The organism is Vibrio sp. 10N.286.46.A8, assembly GCF_041470165.1.
Taxonomy (GTDB): Bacteria; Pseudomonadota; Gammaproteobacteria; order Enterobacterales; family Vibrionaceae; genus Vibrio; species Vibrio tasmaniensis_A.
In genome coordinates this window covers 1-5982 of record NZ_JBFRLX010000236.1, presented here as the reverse complement: position 1 = coordinate 5982, position 5982 = coordinate 1, and the positions used below count along the sequence as shown (strand labels likewise).

General features: G+C 40.6%; 5 protein-coding genes, 1 tRNA gene and 1 pseudogene. 2 read left to right on the top strand and 5 right to left on the bottom strand.

What is annotated here, in order from left to right; genetic code table 11:
• Positions 1–40: 40 nt before the first annotated feature.
• The 4 genes from AB4232_RS20005 to AB4232_RS19990 all read right to left on the bottom strand — a co-directional run bounded on the left by AB4232_RS20005 (position 41) and on the right by AB4232_RS19990 (position 2857).
• Positions 41–241: an AlpA family transcriptional regulator gene (locus tag AB4232_RS20005; protein ID WP_102278574.1), complete on the bottom strand. Its 201-nt coding sequence runs from the start codon at positions 239–241 to the stop codon at positions 41–43.
• A gap of 177 nt (positions 242–418) precedes the next feature.
• Positions 419–1660, bottom strand: coding sequence for an integrase domain-containing protein (locus AB4232_RS20000; protein WP_372087845.1), 1242 nt, complete (start codon positions 1658–1660; stop codon positions 419–421).
• 186 nt (positions 1661–1846) lie between these two features.
• A tRNA-Val gene (locus AB4232_RS19995) sits at positions 1847–1923 on the bottom strand.
• Positions 1924–2188: 265 nt separating this feature from the next.
• Positions 2189–2857, bottom strand: coding sequence for a DUF2726 domain-containing protein (locus AB4232_RS19990; protein WP_009846909.1), 669 nt, complete (start codon positions 2855–2857; stop codon positions 2189–2191).
• 286 nt (positions 2858–3143) lie between these two features.
• On the opposite strand from AB4232_RS19990, the gene AB4232_RS19985 reads away from it, so the two are divergent.
• Positions 3144–3329 (top strand): hypothetical protein, encoded by a 186-nt coding sequence (locus tag AB4232_RS19985; RefSeq protein ID WP_009846910.1) that lies wholly within the window; start codon positions 3144–3146, stop codon positions 3327–3329.
• A gap of 217 nt (positions 3330–3546) precedes the next feature.
• Here the strand turns inward: AB4232_RS19985 and AB4232_RS19980 are convergent, their stop codons facing one another.
• Positions 3547–5505 (bottom strand): tetratricopeptide repeat-containing diguanylate cyclase, encoded by a 1959-nt coding sequence (locus AB4232_RS19980; RefSeq protein WP_012604103.1) that lies wholly within the window; start codon positions 5503–5505, stop codon positions 3547–3549.
• Positions 5506–5763: 258 nt separating this feature from the next.
• On the opposite strand from AB4232_RS19980, the pseudogene AB4232_RS19975 reads away from it, so the two are divergent.
• Positions 5764–5982 (top strand): annotated as a pseudogene (locus tag AB4232_RS19975) (peptidase M20); the annotation flags it as partial.

Here is a 5982-nt window from a genome sequence, read left to right as displayed (position 1 = left end):
GTATATAAATTTGGAGAGCACATAGCTCTCCTTTGTCATATCAAGATAGGTGACGATCTTCAATTTTTTCAGCTATCCACATTTGAACCTCACTTTCTACCCATGCGACGGCTCTATCTCCAATTGGCACCTGTGATGGAAACTGCTGTTTTTCTATAGAGCGATACATTCCCGACCTTGATAAGCCAGTCATTACTAGTACTTCATTGAGACGAATTAATCGAGTGGTTACGTTTGGCATATTGACACCTTACAAGTGAGTGGATTCACTTAAATGACATATGTCTGAAATTATTTAGGTTATATGCTCCATAGAAAACCGTACTCTACGCCAAGCCAATGCCTTTCAATCTATTGCAGGCTGTAAGTTACACCGTAACCCTGATTTGCTGGAACATCAAATCACAATACATACCTATTAACCCACAACCTTCAGGCTCTTTTTACCACTCATCGACAAGCTCCCCGAAGCAGCTTCTTCGATATGATCACTCCACCACGCCATTAGAACTTTACGGCGTTCAAGGTAGTCAGTTCGGTTGTATGCGCTTCTTACCTTATCTCTATCCACATGAGAAAGTGCAGCTTCAATAATGTCTGGCTCAAAGTTCTGTTCATTTAGAGTGGTACTAGCTAATGCGCGTAAACCGTGAGAAGTTTGCCTGCCCTTCATGCCCATTCGTATTAATGCCTTGTTTGCAGTCTCTTTGTTGATGTGATTATTGTTACTTTTGTCTGCAGGGAAAAGGTATTCACTATCACCCGTGATGAAATCAATAGTTTCTAATAGATCTAGAGTTTGTTTTGTTAAAGGGACGGTATGTACTCTACCCTTTTTCATTCTTTCAGCAGGAATGATCCAAAGCATCTCTTCTCTGTCAATTTCATCCCAACGTGCCCCTGCGGTTTCAGTTGGCCTTGTCATTGTATGGAGTTGCCACTCGAGTAAACACCGTGTTATGGGCTTAATCGATGCGTAATTGATAGCCTTGAGGAGTTCTGGAAGTTCGTCAGGAGTTAGCGAAGCTTGGTTGGTTACTTTAGCAGTCTCAAATGCTTTACCAATGCCAGCAAGCTTGTTGTGTTCAATCACACCCGTGTTTACTGCAAAGGTCATTATCTCATTGAGGTTGCGGCACAAGCGCCCCACTGTTTCTAGCTTACCTTGGTTAGCAATAGGTTTAATTGTTTTAATCGCTTGAGGGGCTGTTATATCACCAAGGGGAAACTTACCTAGGTCAGGTAAGAGGTACTTCTCAATGCGTTGCTTCAATTTCTTAGCCGTTTGCTCTTTGACGCTTGTTTTCTTAACTTCAATCCAGTCATCAAATACTGCTTGCAATGTGTTTGATAGCTCGAGCTGCTTTGTTCTAAGCGTATTATCACGATGCTCTTTAGGATCAATACCGTCTGCAAGGAGCTCTCTTGCCTCAATCGCTTTAGTTCTTGCTTTGGCTAGGGAGATATCAGGGTACTTACCTAAGGCTAGGTTCAAGCGCTTTCGTGAAATAGGATGATAATAAGAAAAGCGCCATAGTTTTGTTCCTATAGGCTTAATCTTCAGTGATAACCCATCACCGTCACCTAAATTATATTCTTTCTCTTTAGGCTTTGCTTGTTTGATTTGAGTAGCCGTTAAAGGCTGTACCTTTTTCGCCATCGTAACCCCCTGAAGTAACCTCGAAATTGCTTAGATCTTAAAAGACTACTTCAGAGATTACTTTAAACGGTGGATTTTACAACACATCATGGGATCTCTTGGGACCAAAAAATAGCCAAGAGCCTGATAAAACAAGGAATTACAGGCACAAAAAAGCCCACACTAGGTGGGCTCTTTCGTATAATGTGGTGCCCGCTACTGGACTCGAACCAGTGACACCTTGCATGTCATGCAAGTACTCTAACCAACTGAGCTAAGCGGGCAATGCTGTGAAACTTATCTAACCGCTTTATTAAGTGGCTAACGCTTCAGAACGAGATGGATAATAGCGAGTGATTTGGATGCGTGCAAGGATAAATTTGCACAAAACGGTTCGTTTGCTTTTAAAAACAACAATCAGAATAAAATTTAAACACAAAGCAGATCAATGGCTTGAAGTAGATCACATTTAAGTTCAACTTCGATGATTACCTACATCAGCATGCTTCGCGTCTTTTCTCCCTTTACTGAGCACTTCGGCGCAAGGTATTAGTTAGAATCTTCGTCCATGTCGAACACGACGTTGTAGTTCTCGGTATAAGTACAGTTAGGTTGACGACTACAAGTAAAGAAACGTCGGCCTTTATAATCGCCATGGCTTGCGAGTTTGATGATCATAGGGCTGCTACATTTCTTACAGAATCGAACTTCTTTAGATGGCTCAATCAAATCGATGTGTGCTGCCAGTAACCTCTTCAAACGGCTCACTTGATAACTGTGCTTAATTGAAGCGCCAATAAGTGGAAGGCCAGCCGATTTACAAACGTGCATCAATAGCTTCTCGCGATCAACCTTTCCTTTATTAAGCTCCTTCCCATTATCCAATTCGATGATTACACGTGGCTCTAACGTTCGCGGGTCGCACACTACAAAGTCAAAATAACTGCGTGAGATTTTGTTGTTCGCAATAAACCAATTCTTTTTATTGTGCGCCTTTGCGGGGACAACAATGTTAGACATGCTCACTTTAGCAAATACTTCCCCATGGTTACCCACTGCGGATTTGAGTGCGTTATAGAAGGTCGCTTGTTGCGCCGACATTAACGAGCCTTTCTTTTGATAAGCATGATCTTTGGTGTCATCATTTTTTACTAGATAGTTTTGAATAAAGTAAAAGAACACAACCAGAACAATTACAACGATAAAAATATTAGTCATTTTCCAACACAATCACATTTGTATAGGGATTAAGAGAGTGGTTAGCGTATGTAGAAAAGCGTCACGTGGCAAGCAAAAGAAGCAGAGCTGCGAATTGGAATCATGACCTTTGAACGCTTTAATCGCCAGAGGCTGTCTCTTTATCGGCTTCGACAGTTCAAGACGCACATCTCCTATTTAATAATCAAACCATCAATTACATATTAAATTGATTCAGATCAAATCGCACCAAGTTGTGACCAATTAGCATAAAAAACGTTAGGCAAATGTTAATAAGGAAATGACTTTGGAACTCAAACAAGACCCAAGATGTTATACCGATGTGTGTGTCGATGGTAAGTGGTTCCATTATGACCACTGTGGCACTCAAGCTTATATGCTAAAAGGTGGCGCTTCAGCAGTCATTGAACTCGCTCGAGAACCAGCAACAGAGAGTGAGCTAGTTGAAATGTTAGAAAGTATCGCTAAGTAATACTCTTAATAGATAATATAAAAACTAAGCGAATAGGAGTTGATAACACTCTTATTCGCTTAGTTGCTTAGTTGCTTAGTTGAATGGTTGCTTTAGGTTCTTTTACTCGATTAAATTTAAACACTTTTGCCTAAGGGGAATGATTCTGATTAGGCTGCCAAGTATTTAAATTACAGGTTCATTTAAGCTGTATTTTCGCACTAAGCTGTATTTTTCGCTAAGCAATGACCACCTGGTTGCGCCCTGATTGTTTTGCTTGATATAAAGCGTCATCTGCTGATTTCAAATGCTGTTTGTAGGTACTGCTATTTAATTCTTGATACGTTAAATGAATGGTCGCACCAATTGATGTAGTTAACGCTAACGGACCGGAATACGTTTCTATCGTTTGATCAGCGATTGTTTGCCTTATCATTTCCAACTGTTCGTCTGGGTCTTGAGTGCCAGCAAGCAGTAAAACGAATTCTTCCCCACCCCATCGAGCCAACACATCGTTTGTTGATAGCGCTCGCTCTATACGCTTAGCAACCTCTACCAAAACTTGGTCCCCAATATCATGTCCGTATGTATCATTGACTCGTTTAAATTGATCTAAGTCCAAAATAGCAAGCGTATACCCGAACGGCGACAAACGGTATGGCATTGGCTGAGTTAACAATTGTTCCAGGTAGCGTCTATTGAATAAACCTGTCAACTCACATCTCGTCGATTGCTTAACCAACTCTTTGTTGGTCTTATGCATAGTGCATAACCTTACCAGAAGTACAGCAAAGCTTATGATGACCATAACACCGAGTACGACAACAATGCGGTCTTTTAAGCTCTGTTTATCTAGCGTCATCTCTGCGAGCTCTTTTTCTGCATTAAGCAGTTCATTCTCTTTCGCTAATGAAGCCGTAGCAAAGTCTTGTTCTAATAAAAAGATATCACTCTGACGCTTTTCAAATAACAGCGCTTTGTTGCCCTTGTAATAAAGCTTGAAATACCGAAGTCCAATTTCACTGTTGCCTTTAGATTCATAGTATTCTGCAAGCGCTTTGAAACCAAGCACCTTCCAACTACGGCTGCCAACAATATCAAACATCGTAGACGAACGTTTTAGATCAAAGAAAACAAAGTTATCTTGGTTCAAACCGATATTTGCTAAAGCTCTGTTTAAGTAACACTGACCAAGTTGGAGTGTGTACTTTGCAACACCCGGGTAACCAATACATTGGTTTGTTACTTTCCTTGCTAACTCAAAGTTCTTTTCTGCTAGCAGTACTTCACTCTGAGCTTTTAGAAGAAGGATTTTGTATCTTTCACTTACGCTATCATCATTAAATTTGGTGGCACTTTTATAAGCCTCTCGACCTTTTACTAAGTCGCCACTGCGTAGATAAGCAAATGATTCATTAACATATAACACACCGATGGTTGAACCATCGCGTAATCCACTTTTGATATAGAGTTTTTTGGCCTGTTCGATAAGTTTGAGTGCTTTCGGCCAATCTTCCAGATAGATATAAAGCAATGCCATATTCGACATCAACTTACTGTTATAGATATGCCGTGGGTATTTCTTGCCAAGATTTAAGCCCTTATGAAAAAAATATTGAGCTTCGGAAAAATCATTTTGGATGTTTTTGATCGACCCCACAGTGTTGTAGGCTTTTATCAACAGTTCTTCATACTGGATTGATTCAGCGATACTTATTGCTGCTTTAACTTGAGATTCAGCCTCTACTAATTCACCTTGACTCATCTGCTCAATCGCTAGTTCAACTAAAGATTGCGCCTTTAACCACCCCATATCTTCACGCTGTGCTAATGCCTTGATCTGTCGTGTGTATTCAGACACAGCCTGTTTATCGAGATCATGCTGTGCGAGATTCGATAAAATCATTAGTTCATAACCACGATAGATGGCTTTATGTTGCGTAGGGCTCGTTGCTTTTAAGGTTTCAAGCTTTTGGGAGGCAAGCTTTGGATCACCGCGAGACACATTAAGGATTTCAATGAGTTCAGCGCCATATTGAGTCGCTGATAACTCTTTTTCGGGACTGTACGCGCCTGGGGTTTCTGGTCGAATAGTCTGTAAATCGTCGTCATAAGTTGGATAGAGTAAATACAATCCTAGTACAACACTGATCAGTACGACGAGAAAAAATGAGCCTAACACTCTGTTGTTATTCATTTATAAGTGCCATTACTGATTGCATACCAATTTAATCGACGGTTACCTTAAGCGGTTTCACATTGTACCCGACACATATGGAGATTTAAATCCTGCACATGGGTCGATCCGCGTAGTATTTTTCTCATAAATTAGAATAATCAGATAATTTTCTTGATTTAACTCAGGCAATGATTCTGTAAAAAGGCGTTATAGTTATTTTCCTGTTCCAGCCTCCGTGACTTCTTTAGAAACAACGGAGCAAAATGAGAATTAACAATGACCCAAATTAATGAACAACGTCTCGTAGAACATTTCTGCGATCTAGTGAAAATTGATAGTGAATCTCGTAACGAAAAAGCGATTGCTGAAGCTTTGGCTGAGCAACTCGGTGAACTGGGTTTTGAAGTTCACAAACTGTCGGTTCCTGAAGAAGTGTCTAACGGTTTCAACATCTACGCTCGTCTAGATGGCACTCTTCCAGGTAGCACAGTGTTC